This is a genomic window from Calothrix sp. FACHB-168, assembly GCF_963889195.1.
Lineage (GTDB): Bacteria > Cyanobacteriota > Cyanobacteriia > Cyanobacteriales > Nostocaceae > Aulosira > Aulosira anomala_A.
Window position 1 is genome coordinate 14,464 of the sequence record NZ_CAWPNJ010000048.1, and the last position, 16,651, is coordinate 31,114.

The following is a 16,651-nucleotide window of genomic DNA, read 5'->3' on the forward strand; positions in this document are numbered from 1 at the left end:
ATTAATAAAATTAGAAATAAAGCTAGTTGGTCTTCTAGGAACTATTTTGACATTTATCGTTATTTGTTCTCCAATTAGAAGTGTCAGTCCCACTGCTGACACTTAAAATTATTTGTCCTTGGTCATTTAAACTCAAAGTATTAGCCTCTAATATGGCAGTGACAGGGAGAGGTTGATTTGATTGAGTTGTGGTGAGATTATTTGCAGAAATCGCGATCGTCGGCACACGTAAAGCATGATTAGGCTGTGGTGGGATACCTCCTCGTCCTGTAATGATAAATTGGCTTGGGGACTTTCTGTTAGCTACTGATGAAGCTGAACATCCTTGAGTAATCAGCCTGCTAGCATCAACTACATTTGTAGGTAAAGCGACTAACTCATTGCTGATATCTGCACTTGGAGTATTGATAATGATTTCACCGTTGAGTTGGGGGTTTTGTTGGGAAAAAGCAGTGATATCACCCAATTGAGTCAGACTGTCACTCTTTTCTATCCCAAAGATTCCCTGTGTGTTAATTCTGATTAAACCACCTTTACCTGCAAAGGCATTGGCAGTAATATCACTATTTTCATTGGGAACGGCGACTAAAAATTTGGTGTTAATGTCAATATTGCCACCATTTCCGCCTGTGGCTTGTTGTCCTGCGGTGGTGGAAATTCTGCTATTGTCTCTGAGCAGTAGTAAGTCTCGTATCTGCAATTGAATATTACCACCTTCGCTGCTGAATGTATCTGCTAATAAACGCGATCGCCCCCTGAGAGTCAGAGAGTTAGTTTTTATGCTCAACTCCCCTGCATCACCTTGGCTTCGGCTATTCACAGAAATTTGCGAATCATTACTCAAATTGACAAACTCAGATGTCTCTATCTGAATATTTCCCCCTTTTCCTTCCCCTAATGTACTTGCACTCAGATTAGCTCCCTGGTTTAAATTTAGTGACTCTGCTTTGAGATGAATATTGCCACCATTTCCAATTGCTGTATTTTCTGCTTTAGAGGTAATTTCACTAGAAAAGCCATTTATGCCTTCACCATCCAGGTTAACAGCACCTTTGACATCTATAACAATGTTGCCGGCATTCCCCTGTCCAAATATATTGGTACTCAAAAAACTACCATTGAAGAGATTCAGGGAGCCTGCTTTGATTTTAATATCTCCACCATCTCCAATTGCTGTCTCTTGTACTTGAGTAATAATTGTAGTATTAATAATACCATTTCGGCTTTCACCATCAAGGTTAACAGCACCTTTCACATCTATAAAAATGCTACCAGCATTCCCATTTCCAATGGCAAGATTACTCAAAGCAACTCCTTGAGTGAGAGTTAGGAAGCCTGCTGTGATATTTATATCCCCACCATTTCCAATTGCTGACCATCCTACTTGAGAGCCAATTACGCTAGGAATACCATTGGTGCTTTCACCGTCAAGTTTAACAGCATCTTTTACATCTATAGTAATGCTACCACCATTCCCCACTCCAAAGGTACTATTAGTAAACAAACTGCCATTTAAGAGGGTAAGAGACTCTGCTGTGATATTTATATCCCCACCATTTCCAATTGCTGTCTGTTCTGCGTTACTAACAATTGCACTAGGAATACCATTGGTGCTTTCACCATCAAGTTTAACAGCACCTTTCACATCTATAGTAATGCTACCACCATTCCCCACTCCAAAGGTACTATTACTTACAAAAGTGCCATTTGAGAGATTTAGGGAGTCTGCTGTGATCTCAATATCGCCACCATTGCCAATTGCCGAGTTAACTACTTGAGAGATAATTGTACTAACAATGCCATTTGTAGTTTCACCATCCAGGTTAACAGCACCTTTGATATCTATAGTAATCCTGCCAGCATTCCCCTTGCCAAAGGTACTACTAGTCAACGAACCACCACCAGTTAGATTGAGTGACTCTGCTGTGATCTTAATATCCCCACTATCTCCAATTGCTGACTCTCTGACTTGAGATACAATTCTACTAGGATTGCCATTTGTGTCTTCACCATCTAGGGTAACAGCACCTTTGACATCTATAAAAATGCCGCCTGTATTTCCTTCTCCAAAGGTAGAGGCAATTAAATCACTCCCATTAGTTAAATTGAGTGAGCCTGCTTGAATATTAATATTGCCACTAATTCCTGTAGTATTCTCACTGACTTGGTTGGCCACACTGCTGGATTGACTCAAAGATATAGCTTGTGTGGCATTTAAAGTAATATCCCCGGCTTTTGTGTCTGATGTACCCAAACCTCTAGTAATACCTGCATTCAGAGAACTGCCTTCACTTATATCAATATTGTTACCAGTCAGAGCGATCGCACCACCACCATCAGATGCTACATTCACAATAGCCCCATTCCTGAGTGAAATATCACCCCGCGCCACTTCCTGGGGAAATGTCAAGGCCAGATTTTTACCATCAATACTTAACCCGACTTCCCCCACACTGGCTACACTAGCTAACTCCACCCGTCCACCCAAGGCATTTAATCGCCCTGCATTCAGCACATTCCCCCCCACTAACAGCAAGCTATTTCCATCAGCTACTCTCAACCCCAATACAGGATTACTGACTTGATTCACTCCTGCTGGTGCTATGGAACTATTTTCAATTGTCCCTGCACCAATTTGATTAAAAAATAAGGCTGATGGTTTCACTGTCAACAGTGGTACTGCTTGGGGAGATGATGCACTAAACAATCCTTGTTCCCCAAATTTCACGCCATTAGCTGATGTCGCTACAAATGAACCACGAATATCTAAACTTGCGTCTCTACCAAATATGATGCCATTGGGATTGAGTAAAAATAGGTTGGCATTGCCTAATACTCCCAACTTCCCCAATATTTCCGAAGGATTACGCCCTGTCACTCGCGCCAAAATATTTTCAATTCCCGTCGGATTTGCAAAATACACAGTTCTTGCTTCTCCCACATTAAATTCTCGGAAACTGTGAAACAGGTTCATCCCTCGCACACTTCCACCCGTTATTCCTTCTTGAACAACTCCGTTGAAGTTGTTGATGATTTGGGATTTTTCTGTTCCCAAGGTATCATCCGGTACAATTTCACTTTGGGCGGAAGTGGTTTCTGTCAATAAAATGATAATCGTTTTTAAAAAAGTCAGACAGATTATTAATGGTAATTTCGTCTGGCAACGCCAACCATTATGATTCATCGTAGAAGCTAAAACCTGATGCAAAGTGAGTTAAAAACTTATTCCTGTTGTAATTGTATGATATTTAGAGAAGCATTCAGGTTAAGTTTAGGTAAAAAAGCCCAAAAATAGTGCAAAATCAGGTATTTCTGAAGATGGGTGAACGAAATTTTGTGTGGGATTTCTAGCTAAGTATCCAAAAAATTACCCTCCACGCTCCCCACACTCCCCACACCTCCCACACCCTTTTTCGCTCACCCTCTGAAGATAGATAAGTCTTAACAAGATGATACTTTTTACTGACACATCATCTTTTCAATTCAGCAACACCGAAGATGCTTCATTGTAAATAAACTGAGATTTCCTCCAAGCTTGGGGTGTAGTCTGATGATTCTGGCGAAACTGTCGGAAGAAATGTCCTTCATGTTGATAGCCGACTGCTTCAGCAATCTGACTTACCGACAAATCACTTTCCTTGAGCAGATTACGTGCTGCTAACATCCTACGTTCAACAATCCAATGATTGACTGTTTTTCCTGTATGACGACGTACCAAATTAGTTAAGTAAGCTGGACAGTAACCGACTGCTGTGGCTACATCACACAAGCTAATCGATAGATGATAATTCTCCTCAATAAAGTTAAACACCTGATTTAATAGGGTATTACCAGGAAATGCTAATAAGGGATATTTTGGTTTTTCTTCCTGGCTGGAAATGCTTAGGTATCCTTGAGATTGTGAAGTTCCTGAAGCAACTGTTTGTGACTTAATGTGGCAAATCAATAGATAACTATACTTTTTGCCCTCAGATTCTATGGAAGTAACAGTAATTTCCAATGATAGGTTAAAACCGTCTTGTTGTTGGTATTGAGTATTAAAGGATGTCTGATGTTGCTCTTTGTCAGTATTCCAAAAATTCGCCCAAACATTGAGTAGAAAATCTAGGTTTAGGTCTTGTATACCCATAGATATCAACTGTTCACGGGAATTCCCCACTAACTGACAAACAGCTTGATTAACATATAAAACTTTGGCATTGGGTTTTGCAGTTGGCTCTATCCAGAAAATTGGTTCTGGTACACGTTCCATCAAAAACTGAGTAAAGCGTAGTTCTTCTGGTTGTAATTTTAGTGTTAATGGAGGATTACTGGACTCAGCCATACAAATGGTAGCCACCATATTTCAACCTCATTGAAACTATATAGACTGCGTGAGAAAATAGAGAAACACTCACTAACAACAGATGTTGGGCATTGATGGTAAAAATTTAGACCTGTAATGTCAGCTTGTCACACCAATTCAGAATTCAAAATTAAGAAAGTGAGACTCAGCAAAACTTTTAGCGTTTGCATCTGCATCAACTTTTGCGTGAATTGGTATCAGGTAGTCTATTCAAGTTCATTGATTGTGTTTAAGAGCATACAGTGCAAACATCTGAACAAAAATTCAGCTTTATTATCAGCACTATGATTAAAATCATACGTCCGTAGTTGTAATTTCAGCCATTAACTTTTTTATTAACTTAGTTAATACAAATGCTAATAAACCAAGATTAAGTTCAGTTTATCACCTCATGTAACTTTACAAAACTTTATATACTTGTGTTTCCCACTTATACGTATAACCCTATAAAAAGTAAAAAGATATGTAACAAATTTACTTGTTAACGCAGGTTTTTGCCGATATAACAAGCGTTTCAGATTCTTACTGAGATAATTAAATTACATAAATTTGTACTGTTGCAAGATGAAAGTAATTTAGAAGTTGCATCACTTAATTTAAGTTGATGACAATCAATTTCAGCTTGATTGTGTGTACTGAGCTGAGATGTTAGGATTGTGAGAGAGGTAAAATCTCTAATTTATTTAACAAAGTTAATATCAATTTAGTCTGTAAATTTTGCATTTGCGTATATTCTTATAATCTCAATGAATGTGGAAGAAGTCATCCAAACCATAGATCACATCTTTTTGACTAATACAGGTCAACACCTAAAAGATGTGGAATCCATCATTCTCAGAGGAGCGTGGCAAGCTAAAACCTATGAACAGATAGCAGACACCTGTGATTACAGTTTGGGTTACATCAAACAAGTGGCAGCTCCTAAGCTGTGGAAATTATTATCAGAGGTTTTAGGAGAGGACATAAGTAAAACTAATTTTCGATTCGTGCTGGAGAGGTTGTGGCAAGAGCTATCCACAGTGAAACTCAATCAGACAGCAGTCAGAGAATCTGTGAGTGAACTGCCTCCCAAAACCCCGCAAAATTGGGGTGAAATACCGGAAATCGGCGTTTTCTATGGACGAACTCCAGAGCTTGCCACCTTAAAAGAATGGTTAGTCAATCAACATTGTCGGCTAGTAGCAGTCGTGGGTATAGGGGGAGTTGGTAAGACAACATTAGCCGCAAAATGTGTTCAACAAATACAAACAGAATTTGATTTGATTATTTGGCGAGATTTACGCCAAGATCCATTACTTAGCCAATTGCTGGCGGAAATCAGCCGACTTACAGAATCACAGCAGAGTTATTTAATTGCACAAGACATTGATGCTCAAATTACCGAATTTATTAATTTTCTCCGCCAATATCGTTGTCTTGTCATTTTAGATGCAACTACTAATATTCAGCAAAGTAGTCATACGGCTGGACATTATCGAGAAGGTTTTGAAATTTACGGTAAATTCTTAAAAAGATTAGGGCAAGAATATCATCGTAGTTCTGTGATGTGGATAGGACGGGAGAAACCCAAGGAAATTGCCCTGATGGCAGGAGAAAATTGTCCGGTGCGCTCCTTATCTCTACAAGGTTTAGACTCATCAGCCAAGGAAATATTTCAAGAGAAAAAGTTATTAGATCCAGATACTTGGGATGATTTGATTCAGCTTTATAGAGGTAATCCTTTAGCTTTGAAAATTGTTGCTAATACTATTCAAGAATTATTTGGGGGTAAGGTTTCTGCCTTTTTGAAACAAGAGACAATAGTTTTTGGTGAACTGAACGATATCTTAGACGAGCAGTTTGAGTACCTGTCAGATTTAGAGCAGGAAATCCTCTACTGGTTAGCAATTGAGTGTCAACCAATTTCTCTATCCCAATTACGTGGAGATATTGTAGCTCCCGTCACCCAAGCAGAATTAATGGAAGCGATAGAATCACTTTTGCGGCGATCGCTGATTGAAAGAAATGTGGTAGAAGAAGATGTTCTCTTCTCACTCCAGCAGCCTGTAGTCTCTCAATATGTGATTAATCAAATTTGTGAGCGAGTTTGTCAAGAAATTCGGGAATTTAGCAGACATCAAAAAATTGAAACAATAGAGGTTTTGCGAATTCTGTCTTTAGTGCAGCAAAAACAAAAAGATGCAGTTATTCAAGAAATGCAAGTCCGCTTAGTTCTGAAACCCATTAAAAACCAACTATATAAAATATTCAAAGATGAAAGTTTAATTGCAGAATACCTCACCAAAATTCTCTCCCTTTTGCAAGGAAAAACTCCCTTGTTTGTGGGCTATGCCAAAAGTAATGTTAATAATCTGCTTCTAGAACTCAAATCTGATTTGAGTAACATCAGTTATCGGTAATAATGTTCCCTGTTAATACTCCCACTGAATATAAAATGTTGAAATATGAGCTACTGTATCAACCCCTGGTGTCTTAATCGGAAAAATCCTGACGATCAAGAATTTTGCCAGAGTTGTGGATCTAGCTTAATTATTAACGAGCGTTATCGGGTGATTAAGCCATTAAGAGAATTGCATCAAAATCACCATACAGAAATATTTGAAATAGATAATTTAGGTACAACTAAAGTTCTCAAAGTTTTAACTAGCAATCGGCGACGTTTGATTGAAATGTTTGAGCAAGAGGCTAGCATCCTCAGACATTTGAAATATTTAAGTGTACCTCAAATTGATACCTGTTTTCAGTTTTATCCTAAAGATAGACATGAACAATTGTATTGCTTAGTCATGGAGAAAATCCCAGGAGAGAATCTAGCTCATTGGTTAGAGAAACATGGTAGATTATCTGAAGAATTAGCTATTGATTGGTTGATGCAACTAACTAAATTATTAGTGGAACTACATCAAGAAAAAGTTTTACACCGAGATATTAAGCCATCAAATATAATGATTCGTCCTGATGGTAAATTGCTGTTCATTGATTTTGGTGCAGCCAGACAAGTGACTGTAACTTATGCCGAAAAGCTGGATGGCGGTGATATTACTAGAGTCTATTCCTTGGGATACACAGCACCAGAGCAACTACAAGGTCAAGCTAGTTATCAATCAGATTATTTTGCGCTAGGACGGACTTTTGTTAATCTATTAACAGGCATACACCCTAACGATTTGCCGAAAGAGCCGCACACAAACCGGATAATTTGGCGAGAGCAAGCACCCCAGATTTCTTCAGGTTTAGGCGATTTCATTGATAACCTGATGATCCCTGCACCCCATGAGCGTCTTCTCAACCCGCAGTCGATCTTAGAACAAATCCAGAATAACCAAAGCCAAGAACTGCAAATCAGCGAATTAAGTGCAGGTAAAAAAAATCTCTCCTCCTCCGGTGGTAGAATTTTAGCAGTTAATAATTTAACTAATATTTGGCACAATCTGTGTAAAGTAATGGCGGTGAGTGTAGCGATCGCCTGTTGTGTCATCGGAGTAAGATATTTTGGTATTTTCCAGCCCTGGGAATTACACAGTTTCGATCGCCTGATGGCACTACGCCCCATCGAAAAACCAGATCCGCGTCTATTGCTTGTAACTATTGATGAAGCAGATATTCAATATCAACATAGTCTAGGAATGCAGATTCGATGGTCTTTATCCGATCAAGCACTGTTGCAACTGATCGAAAAATTAGAGCCATATCAACCCAGAACCATCGGCTTAGATATTTATCGTGATTTCCCCGTCAGTGCTGACTATCCCAAATTAGCAAATTATCTCCGCACAGACACACGCTTTTTTGCTCCTTGTAAAGTAGCAGCACCCAAAGATGATGCCCCAAATGCTGTTCCACCACCACCAGAAATTCCAGAATCCCGTTTAGGTTTTAGTGATTTCGTCGCCGATGATGGCGAAGTAGCCCGCCGCCATCTCTTACATTTAACCCCGCCAGCTAATTCTGCTTGCACGGCAAAATATGCCTTTAGTTTGCAAACAGCACTGCACTATCTAGCTAATCAAGGAATTAATGCCCATGTAAATAGTGATGGACAACTACAAATAGGCGAAGTAATCTTCCCACAATTAAAAACCCACAGTAGTGGTTATCAAAATATTGATGCCTCTGGTTATCAAATACTACTGAATTATCGTTCTCTGGGTTCTCCCAAAGATATTGCACCGCAATTATCGCTGAGAGATATTCTGGAAAATCGTGTTACTCCAGAATTAATTAACCAGCTCAAAAATCGTGTAGTGCTGATAGGTGTGACTGCCCCTAGTACAGTTGATCAGTGGAAAACTCCCTACACTGCCACAGCCATCCGCACTCACAAAAATATACCAGGAATATTCATTCAAGCTCAAGCGATCGCCCAGATTTTCAGTGCAGTTTTAGACAATAGACCCTTAATCTGGTGGTGGCCTAGTTGGCTAGAAGCAATATGGAGCATCGGCTGGTCATTCTTAGCAGGAATACTAGCTTTGTGTATTCGTCGCCCTTTATATTTAGGAGTAACAATTGCGATCGCACTTTTGTTACTTTTTGGTATTTGCTACCTCACATTTATCAATGCTGGATGGATACCAATCATTCCACCCGCACTTTTAATCATTACTGTCCCAGCCATAGTTGTTTGGTTGAATTCCACACATCGCTAATACTTGTTTAATAAAAATTTTGGGTTGAGATTATGGCTTTAACAAAACTGCTTCTACCATTGCTCAGGTTGAGATATTTCGTTGCTTTCGGAATGGTTTGTCTCGTAAGTTCTCCCTTACCTCTAGAAGCCTCAACCACGAAATTACAGACACTATATGCCAGTAATCAGCAAAATCTGTCCACAATGCCACAGTTACCAGAAAATGGTGCGCCTGTCGGTCGTCGTCGGGGTGGAACTAGTCGCAATGACTGTCCAGCACTAAATATTCCCCTGACTGCTCTTGTTCCTGGCCAAGAAACATTAGATAATTTTCAAGGCTCTACATCTTTTTTAGCTGCAACTATTTCTGAATATCCTACCTTTTGGGTATATATTCCTGAATTACCTAGTAATATTCGCAATGGAGAATTTATCTTACAGAATGAGATTGGAGAAGATATTTATCGAAAATCCTTAAAACTTCCTCCAGTATCAGGAGTTATCAATATTAATCTGCCATCTGAACCCCAATATTCCCTAAAATTAGGACAGAAGTATCATTGGTATTTTAAAATTTATTGTGGGCTAGAAAATTCAGAAAGTAAGTATTTCTATGTTGATGCTTGGATAGAAAGAATTGCACTTACAAAAAACATTGACCGCGAAATAAAATCTGTTAAATCTCATAAATATCTAGCCTATTTCCATCAGAAGATTTGGTACGATGCCATTACAGAATTAGGACAACTACTTCAGACTAATTCCCAAGATAATACTCTCAAAACCGATTGGGCAGAAATTTTAAAATCAATAAATTTGTCAGATATTGCTCAAGAACCTGTCTTAACAACGGAATCACAAAGGTGAAAAGCTTATACCAATTATCTATGAAGTTGCACTTAAAAATAATGTAGAGACGTTGCATACAACGTCTCTACAGTCCCGAATAAAGCACATCTATGGCTACGCCAGGCGAGCTACATTAAGCAAAAGTATTAAGAGCATGAAAGTCAAGAGGGATTACTCTTATCTTTAAGGTACTTTTTTTGCTATGTATAGTTTGATTCCTAATTGCCCAAAATAATACCAAATTAAGATAGGTGGTATTATTTTGAACTACTGGAATAGCCTATTAATCCATGCTCTCAATGTAAAATCGGTATAAGTACCGTAAAAAACAACAAAAATGTGAGTCTTAGAAAAAAATCTGATATTGAGATAAATATCAGCGCATTTTATACTTAAAAACATCAATAAAAATCACCTGTACTAAATATTTTTTAGTACAGATGAAATACTTATTATTTTCATCGGAAATTACTTATTAATAGGATTTGGTTTGTAGTTAGGATTTTAGTCGTGAGTTGAAAACTGAAGTTCTTACTACAAACCTTTAATCTTTCTTAGTAGATGATTGTTTGAAAAAGTTTACTATATCTCTCTAATGAAAGCAATTTCTCGCTTATTTTACATACCTAGCTGGACAATAGCCACTAAAATTTCTGTGGCATTAATATCGGCAGTTTTCATCCCCATGAGCTTCACAGCATATTACAATCTACGAGAGAGCTTAGGGCGTGTAGAGGCTGCTGAATATCGTAAGCTAGAGCTATTAGCCGCTAATACTGCTAGTCGCCTTGATCAAATGCTCATTGATATTCAACGTCAGGTAATTCAAGTAAGTGGTGATCTCAATGTCGTGGATTTTCTATCTGCTGACACAGTGGAACAGCAAACAACATTTAGTCTTAGACTACAAAAAACTCTCAAAAATATTCATGATGCAAACCCAGATTTTGATGCTGCATATATTTTAGATGACAAAGGTCGATGTGTTGGGGCGACTGACCCCATATTTATTAATCAAAACTATGCTTTTCGGCAATACTATAAGTCTGCTATTCAGGGAAAAGCCTATATATCTAGTATCCTGATAGGAAAAACAACCAATAGACCAGGCTTATACTTTTCTGCTCCTGTCAAATCAGAAACAGGCAAAATTTTAGGAGTTGTGGTACTCAAAATTAAAGGAGAAGGTATTTGGTCAATTGTTAATTCATTAAAGCCAGCTAATCAGAGTTATTCTTTTCTCATTGATGAAGATGGTTTGATTATTTCCCATACAGAACAATCTACTTTATATAAAAGTATTTTTCCTGTTTCACCAGATAAAGCGCAAGAATTATTATCTAACTTGGGAAATATTTTTCCATCTATAAATAGCCTGAATATTCCAGAATTAGAATCCATATTCAGAGCTAAAGATACTGGGCATACTAGTTATTATTCCCCAATTGAAAAGCAACAAATGATTGTGGGCTTTGCACCCATGAAAGTAGAGTCGTGGGTATTAGGTATAAGTCAATCTAGAAAGCAGTTTGAAGCTCCTTTATATCATCTCATACTATTTAATATCAGTAGTGTGATCATTGTGGGAGGAATTACCACAATTGTTGCTTTGTGGTTAAGTTCTCGGATTTCTCGCCCAATTCGTGGACTGACAGCAGCAGCACAAGCACTAGAAAAAGAAACCTTTAATCAGGAAGCAGATCATATTTTAGTGCAAGCTGCTCATAGCCGCGATGATATCGGTCAATTAGTGCGTGTCTATATGAATATGGCTGAAACTGTTAGGACGCGCAATCAGAATTTGAAAATGCAGGTAAAAGAACTAAAAATAGAAATCGACGAAACTAAAAGAACTAGATATGTGGAGGAAATCACTGGTAATGAACATTTTGAAAATATCCAGAAAAAAATTGCCAAAATTAAGCAAAGCACAATAGTGGCCAGTGAAACTGAGATTGGTTACTACGCTCGCCTGCATAATCAGGTGCAATCTCTCAAGCAGCGAAAATCTGTCAACATAACGCAAAAACTGCCTAATTAACATAGAAACTTCTATGTTGCTGCATGAAAAATTTCGCATATTTACCAGGGGGTGATACCTATGACATTTGATGATGAACTGATATCTCGTGAAGAGGTATTAGCGGGTTTACCTGCTAGACGAGCCAATACAATTTTGTTTTTAATTGAGAGCCGAACAGCTCAAATAGCAGCGCGATCGCGTGTAGAATTTGCCTTAGCACCCCAATCTGCTCATGAACGCGATTTAGCCTTTCTAGAAGCATTTGCTTTAGGTAATGCACCACCAATCCGCCCGACTATTCAGCAACTAGAACGTTACGCTAGTGAATGGGCTTCTTTAGTTCCAGCAAATCCTAGACTCAAAGCAGCGATCGCCCAAGCCTTGGTACAGAAGTACAATTTTACCTATCAAGCCATACCCCAGATTCGCACCGTCTTAGGTCTTGATGAAAAAGCCGTACAAACAGCCTATTCTCGGCTGTATAGAACATCAATATTAAACATCTTTGCATCTAACACCACATTCATCGAAGAATTGCGCTGGATGTTGAAAGATGTCTCACAAAAAATTGAATCTGTACCACCATTCTGGCTGGCCTTTTTACTCACCATCTCCTTGGGTTTACCCCAAGCCTTTTTAGCCTTACCCATCGCTGTAGTTGATATTGGGCCATTACCGACAGTGGTCTTTTTGTTAATTATCGGTGCAATTAACGTTGTCACAATGGCTTGTATGGCTGAAGCCTTCGGTCGTAGCAGTGATTTTCGTTATGGTCATCCCTTCATCAAACAATTAGTCGCCAATTATTTAGGCGCAGCAGGTTCATTTATACTTTCCTTCGCAGTTGGGATTCGGGTATTTTTCATCGCCTTGGCTTGTTACATTGGCCTGTCAACAACGATGGCTAATTTGACTCAAATACCTCCAGAAATTTGGGCTGTATTGCTATTTGTGGCGGGTTCATATTTGCTAACTCGCCAATCCTTAAATTTCACAGTCTCCCTGTTGGTATTTCTCGCCGCGATTAATATTGGGTTACTTTTGATACTGTCACTGTTGACATTGCGTCACGTCCATTTAGAAAACCTGTTATATGTAAACTTGCCTTTTTTGAATAATCAACCTTTCCAACCCTGGATATTACAAAGAATTTTTGGTGTGGGTTTGATGCTGTATTTTGGTCATGTCTATGTGGGAGAATGTGCCAAAGTTGTCCTACCGCGTGATCCTAGTGCCTCATCGTTAATTTGGGGTAGTGTGTGGGGAACAGCATTTTTAACTGTAATTTTTTGCCTTTGGGTGCTGGTTGTCAATGGCGCGATCGCACCAGAATTATTAGCCCAACAATCAGGAACGGCTCTAGAAGCCCTAGCTATTCAAGTCGGCTCCATTGTTCCTATCTTGGGAGCAATTTTAGTTACCTTGTTGTTGGGAATGGCTTGGTTGCGTAGTTCCAGTCTTCTAGTCAACCTAGCCAAAGAATGGATACCTACCCCATCTCTTCCCGTCTTGATGTTACCCCGCCAAGGGGGAATGTTAAAATTTCAGCCTTATGGTAATTCTACGGAAGTTTCTTGTATCGGTATCACCTATTTGGGAATTATAGACAATCAACCCAAGTTCCAAATAGATATACAGTTACAAGGCCACATCTACCATGTAGAGATTGCAGCCAATGAACATTGGGACATCAAAGAGTTATTTACTCAATACCCAGACATCAACCAGTCCCATATTCGCCTGATGTTTGATATCCAATCAGCTAACCATGATCGTGTATATCTGCAAATTACTTCGCCAATGCTCCTCAACTACGAAGCTAGTTTGGAGGTGAAACACAATCTCATGACAGCCATAGCCAAAAAACCAAAAACTCACTTTTGGTTAAATCTCCTCAACCAGCGTCGTTTTTTATTATCCATCAGTCCATTAATTTTAGTTTTTGTCTTGACTGAGTGGCTATTCCTCGCCGGTACGCAATCTTTCACAAACATACTCGCTTTTGCTGGTGTACTGGGTAACTCTCTTGTCGGTGGAATTTTCCCAATTTTGTTGTTGATTTCTAGTAGAAAAAAAGGAGAACTGATACCTGCTGTAGTCTTTAAGATTCTCAATCATCCCCTGTTTAGTGTGGGCATATATAGCATTTTTCTGGGTATTTTGTTGATTCACGGCTTATTCATCTGGCAACATCCCCTAGCGCGAATCAGCGCATTCAGCATTGCCTTATTATCACTGGGTGCAACTGTGGTTATGCAACTTTATGGTGCTTTTGCTTCCCGCGTAGTTGTAGAACTGCGACAGGAACAGCAACCACAAGGAAATTCAGTCTTTACGATTACAGCTGGTGGTAAGCCGAAAATAGCAGACATACTTTTAGGATATGCAGAGGGTGAAGTACACCAAAAAGCCACCAAAATCGATATTCCCTCACTCTCATCTTTACGCTATGCCATATTTTGCTTTCCAACTAAGGGAGAAAAAGAAATGAAAGTCTGGACAGATAAGAATAACGATGAACATAAATCTCAGCACTTACCTACATTTGTAGAAGTTGAGAGTGGTAATCAAAAAATGCAGTTTGATTGGAAATTATCTAATGGCAAAGTTTTGCTACCACTAATTAGCAATCAATGCTGGTTGAAATTTACATTCCCAGAGCGATCGCCATCTTAACAAACAATACAACTCATGAATCAATTCAAAACTCAAAATAAATAACTTAGGTACACCGTTATTCATTCTTATCCAATCCCCAATCCCCAATCCCCAATAAACAAAAAAAGGTAAACTATGTCCAAGATTATATCAATTCACTCCTTCCGTGGCGGTACAGGCAAATCAAATACTATCGCTAATATCGCCGCTACTATGGCCATCCAGGGAAAACGGGTAGCAATTATCGATACAGATATCCAATCTCCTGGAGTTCACATCATTTTCGGACTCAACGAACACAAAATTGAATATTCTCTCAATGACTATTTATGGGGACGCTGTGAGATGAAAGATGCTGCCTATGATGTGACTCATACTCTCATCAATAAACAACAATCTTCCAATCAAATCAAAGGTAATTTATACTTAGTTCCTTCTAGTATTAAAGCTGGTGAAATTTCCCGAATTATCCGTGAGGGATATGATGTAGTCAGACTCAATGATGGCTTTCAAGAACTTATCATCAGTCTCAATTTAGACTATCTTTTTATTGATACCCATCCTGGATTAAACGAAGAAACATTAATTTCTATCGGCATTTCTCATGTATTGATCGTTGTCCTGCGTCCAGATCAACAAGATTTTCAAGGTACTGCTGTCACCGTAGATGTAGCTCGTAAGTTGCGCGTCCCCAAAATGTTACTTGTGATTAATAAAGCATTATCAAGTTTAAATTTACCCGACTTACAGAAACAAGTAGAGAGCATCTATAATGTCCCCGTAGCAGGGATTTTACCTCTTTCTGAAGATATGGTGGAATTAGGGAGCAAAGATATTTTCGCTGTGCAGTATCCTGAGCATCTTATTAGTAAAACTGTGCAGAAAATTGTTGTCCAAATTGCTGATGTTGCTGCTTAATTTAATATGAATAATCAAACGCAATTTCGTGCGAATGTACTTGCCGCCTATGGTGCTAGTAGCTCAGAAATAAATGAGTTACTAGCATATAACCATAATGTATTTTGTCAAAATAAATTAAAGCATCCCATTCCATTTCCTTTACCATCTGAAGCTCATATCAATACTTGGGAAGCATACGCAACAGAAGCCGTAACTCTCGGCGCATTTGCAGTTCTCCAGCAACGATTAGTACAGTTACAATTCCCCATTCTTGAAGGTATCAGCACAACTCCAGCATATAGAGATGCCACTCGTAAAGGTACATCTGTCGATAATCTTGCAGAAGCAACTGGTTTAGTATTGACTCAACCAGACAAACTGCACTTAGACATATATCCTAGTTTGGCTGGGAAAATTCCTGTTTTATTACCTGGAAATCGGGAGGATTTTGTTACTTTAGTCCAAGCTTTAACAAAGCGTAATGAACCCAAGGAAATTCCTGCATCAATGGGAGCTTGTATTGTCGGTGGGTTTAACAATTGGGATAGAATTCACCGCTATCGCCAACAATGGGAACAGCAAAATTCTCATCAATGCTCAAAACATGATTGGGCGTTAGAATTTCAACGCCTGATTCCGCAAAAAGAACTGTACCAAGATAGATTCATTATTTTGAGTAACAGTCCTTACAGCAACATTACAGCCCAAGAAATCGGTGTAGAGGAAACTGCTTGGCAAAATATATCTCTAAAAATTCGCTTAGAACACGAATGTACTCATTATTTAACATATCGTTTATTTAACTCTATGCGAAACAATACCTTTGATGAACTAATTGCTGATTATAGAGGTATTGTAGCTGCCATAGAATATTATCGAGCCGACTGGTTTTTACATTTTATGGGCTTAGAATCATTTCCTGAATATCGAGAAGGAGGTAGACTGCAAAACTATCGAGGACAACCACCTCTTTCTGATGGTGCTTTCAAAGTTCTCCAGTCATTGTTGCAAGCAGCAGCATTTAATTTACAGCGTTTCGATGCAGAATATATCAATGATTTAGAAACTCCCTATCGGCAAATGCAATTATTAGTTGCATTGTCTTATTTGACATTAGAAGAGTTAGCTGATCCAGGATTTAGTTCCCTAATCCAACAGTTGTTAGATCAACCATAATTTTGGTGAGTTGGAAACTTAGTGTGTTATCTGGTTGTTTTCTACTGCACTCATATACAAGGATAGTCAA

The 16,651-nt window shown here is 38.7% G+C and carries 9 protein-coding genes; 7 read left to right on the forward strand and 2 right to left on the reverse strand.

Going from position 1 to position 16,651, the window contains the following annotated elements; translation table 11 throughout:
- Positions 1 to 34: 34 nt before the first annotated feature.
- Both AACW45_RS26575 and AACW45_RS26580 read right to left on the reverse strand, forming a co-directional pair.
- Positions 35 to 3,103, reverse strand: coding sequence for a two-partner secretion domain-containing protein (locus AACW45_RS26575; RefSeq protein ID WP_242046850.1), 3,069 nt, complete (start codon positions 3,101 to 3,103; stop codon positions 35 to 37).
- A 375-nt stretch (positions 3,104 to 3,478) separates the two neighbouring features.
- The gene (locus AACW45_RS26580) at positions 3,479 to 4,342 is read right to left on the reverse strand and encodes a helix-turn-helix domain-containing protein (RefSeq protein WP_190635943.1); all 864 of its coding nucleotides are present in this window, start codon (positions 4,340 to 4,342) and stop codon (positions 3,479 to 3,481) included.
- A 749-nt stretch (positions 4,343 to 5,091) separates the two neighbouring features.
- Here AACW45_RS26580 and AACW45_RS26585 point away from each other — a divergent pair.
- The 7 genes from AACW45_RS26585 to AACW45_RS26615 all read left to right on the forward strand — a co-directional run bounded on the left by AACW45_RS26585 (position 5,092) and on the right by AACW45_RS26615 (position 16,581).
- Positions 5,092 to 6,744, forward strand: coding sequence for an NB-ARC domain-containing protein (locus tag AACW45_RS26585; RefSeq protein WP_190635945.1), 1,653 nt, complete (start codon positions 5,092 to 5,094; stop codon positions 6,742 to 6,744).
- Positions 6,745 to 6,789: 45 nt separating this feature from the next.
- The gene (locus tag AACW45_RS26590; RefSeq protein ID WP_190635947.1) at positions 6,790 to 8,994 is read left to right on the forward strand and encodes a CHASE2 domain-containing protein; all 2,205 of its coding nucleotides are present in this window, start codon (positions 6,790 to 6,792) and stop codon (positions 8,992 to 8,994) included.
- 32 nt (positions 8,995 to 9,026) lie between these two features.
- The gene (locus tag AACW45_RS26595) at positions 9,027 to 9,842 is read left to right on the forward strand and encodes a DUF928 domain-containing protein (protein WP_190635949.1); all 816 of its coding nucleotides are present in this window, start codon (positions 9,027 to 9,029) and stop codon (positions 9,840 to 9,842) included.
- 577 nt (positions 9,843 to 10,419) lie between these two features.
- The gene (locus AACW45_RS26600) at positions 10,420 to 11,865 is read left to right on the forward strand and encodes a cache domain-containing protein (RefSeq protein WP_242045768.1); all 1,446 of its coding nucleotides are present in this window, start codon (positions 10,420 to 10,422) and stop codon (positions 11,863 to 11,865) included.
- A gap of 60 nt (positions 11,866 to 11,925) precedes the next feature.
- A complete protein-coding gene (locus tag AACW45_RS26605) occupies positions 11,926 to 14,523 on the forward strand; it encodes a hypothetical protein (protein WP_190635951.1) in 2,598 nt (865 codons plus the stop codon).
- Positions 14,524 to 14,640: 117 nt separating this feature from the next.
- On the forward strand, positions 14,641 to 15,423 hold the full coding sequence (locus AACW45_RS26610; protein WP_190635953.1) for a MinD/ParA family ATP-binding protein: 783 nt from the start codon (positions 14,641 to 14,643) through the stop codon (positions 15,421 to 15,423).
- Positions 15,424 to 15,429: 6 nt separating this feature from the next.
- The gene (locus tag AACW45_RS26615) at positions 15,430 to 16,581 is read left to right on the forward strand and encodes a DUF7005 family protein (protein WP_190635955.1); all 1,152 of its coding nucleotides are present in this window, start codon (positions 15,430 to 15,432) and stop codon (positions 16,579 to 16,581) included.
- The last annotated feature ends 70 nt before the right edge of the window (positions 16,582 to 16,651 follow it).

Excerpts from the sequence above, each read along its gene's own strand:
- AACW45_RS26600 (WP_242045768.1), top strand. The coding sequence starts at position 10,420 with ATGAAAGCAATTTCTCGCTTATTTTACATACCTAGCTGGACAATAGCC.
- AACW45_RS26580 (WP_190635943.1), bottom strand. The coding sequence starts at position 4,342 with ATGGTGGCTACCATTTGTATGGCTGAGTCCAGTAATCCTCCATTAACA.
- AACW45_RS26590 (WP_190635947.1), top strand. The coding sequence starts at position 6,790 with ATGAGCTACTGTATCAACCCCTGGTGTCTTAATCGGAAAAATCCTGAC.
- AACW45_RS26615 (WP_190635955.1), top strand. The coding sequence starts at position 15,430 with ATGAATAATCAAACGCAATTTCGTGCGAATGTACTTGCCGCCTATGGT.
- AACW45_RS26585 (WP_190635945.1), top strand. The coding sequence starts at position 5,092 with ATGAATGTGGAAGAAGTCATCCAAACCATAGATCACATCTTTTTGACT.
- AACW45_RS26605 (WP_190635951.1), top strand. The coding sequence starts at position 11,926 with ATGACATTTGATGATGAACTGATATCTCGTGAAGAGGTATTAGCGGGT.
- AACW45_RS26610 (WP_190635953.1), top strand. The coding sequence starts at position 14,641 with ATGTCCAAGATTATATCAATTCACTCCTTCCGTGGCGGTACAGGCAAA.
- AACW45_RS26595 (WP_190635949.1), top strand. The coding sequence starts at position 9,027 with ATGGCTTTAACAAAACTGCTTCTACCATTGCTCAGGTTGAGATATTTC.